Raw genomic sequence first — 1,661 nt, 5'->3', positions numbered from 1 at the left:
TCCACTTGGCGTGAACTGGGACCTATCGAAAGGGTGGGACGTTTATGCGCAGATCCATCCTGAGCTCGATCTCTATAAAGGCCCTGACTTACAGTTGGGTGGGGCTGTTGGTGTGAAATACAGCTTCTAGCTCTCAAATAAAAAATGCCGGCATAGATGCCGGCATTTTGTGTCTGATTAAGACGGAATTTCAATCTTACTGTTTGTTCATCGCACGTTTAATGCAGATAGCTGCACCACCCCAAGTGATGCCCAAACCAAGAACCATCATAATGATTGCGCTAACGGTCATTTTACTGCCTCCTTGCGGTTTGCTGCGTTGATAAGTAAGCCAAAGATAAAGAGTGCGGCAATGATTGCCCAACCTAGAGTTAGATCGTAGCCACCATAGCCTTCTGTAAATAGAGCATAAAGCTTAGTTGCCAAGATGATTGCTAACATGATTGGTGTGACAAAGCGTAAACAAATCTCAAACCATTGACCGATAGAGAAGTCAGAACGCTCATTCACGTAGCCGCGTACTTCTGGTACACGATTTAGCAACCAAGCCATCAATACGATTTCAATCAAGCCACCAACCATAATACCAACATTGTTTGCAAAGTGGTCGACTAAGTCTAGTAGCAGTAGGCCACCGTTGGTCGCAAATGCCATTGACACAACAAAGCCAGTACCGATTACCACATTTGCTGCTTTCTTACGGCTCCACTTTAACTTATCAATAATGGCTGACGTCACGGCTTCCATAATCGAAATGTGTGAACTTAGACCGGCCACAACAAGCGCAAAGAAGAACAGCGGGCCAAGAATGTAAGGCGCTGGTAATAGGTTAATTGCCGCAGGTAACGTCACAAAGGCAAGGCCTACGCCAGCAGAGACAACTTCTGTTAGTGGTTTACCTTGCTCTTGAGCCATGTAACCCAATACAGAGAAGATCATGATACCTGCAAGGATAGAGAAACCACAGTTGATCAGTACGGTCATAAAGGCGTTGTTTGTGATGTCAGACTTCTCAGGCAAGTAGCTTGAGTAGGCCAACATAATTGCAAAGCCGATACTTAGGGTAAAGAAGATTTGACCATACGCGGCAGCCCATACTTTTACGTCCCAAATCTTGCTGAAATCGGGTTCGAACATATAGTTCACACCATCGAGTGCACCTGGTAGGAATACCATGCGACCGATCAGAAATAGAACCATCAAGAATAGAATTGGCATCATGATTTTTGATGCGCGTTCGATGCCGGACTTAACGCCACTTGCAATGGCAATGTAAGTGACAGCCCAAGCAATGGTCATCGCTATAGCAATTTTCCATTGAATACCGCCTAAGTTTGTTGGTGAGTTATCACCTAACTTTAGGTATTCGCTAAAGAAAAACGCGTTAGTGTCGGTTCCCCAACTTTGAGTAAACGACATACCAAAGTAAGAGATAGACCAACCAATTACTGCAACATAGTAAACGGCAATAACAGCAGCAACGCCAACTTGGAACCAGCCAAGCCATTCAAACTTCGAATGGATTTTTGCTAGTGTTTTCGGTGCTGAACCACGGTATTTTTGTCCCATACTGAACTCAAGGATCATGAATGGGATACCGGCAGTGATCATGGCAAAAATGTAAGGAATAAAAAATGCGCCGCCACCGTTTTCGTAAGCCA

The 1,661-nt window shown here is 44.7% G+C and carries 2 protein-coding genes; both read right to left on the bottom strand.

Annotated elements, in window-relative coordinates:
• Positions 1-196 precede the first annotated feature (196 nt).
• Complete coding sequence (locus tag R8269_RS23855) at positions 197-292, bottom strand: MetS family NSS transporter small subunit (protein WP_005494570.1); 96 nt, start codon at positions 290-292, stop codon at positions 197-199.
• A partial coding sequence (locus tag R8269_RS23850) for a sodium-dependent transporter (protein ID WP_318222731.1) occupies positions 289-1,661 on the bottom strand: 1,373 nt, incomplete at its 5' end. The genes R8269_RS23850 and R8269_RS23855, both read right to left, overlap by 4 nt.

The sequence above is a fragment of the Vibrio sp. Vb0667 genome (genome assembly GCF_033391095.1).
The sequence above is the reverse complement of the archived record's forward strand: the minus strand, read 5'-3'. Positions and strand labels throughout refer to the sequence as shown.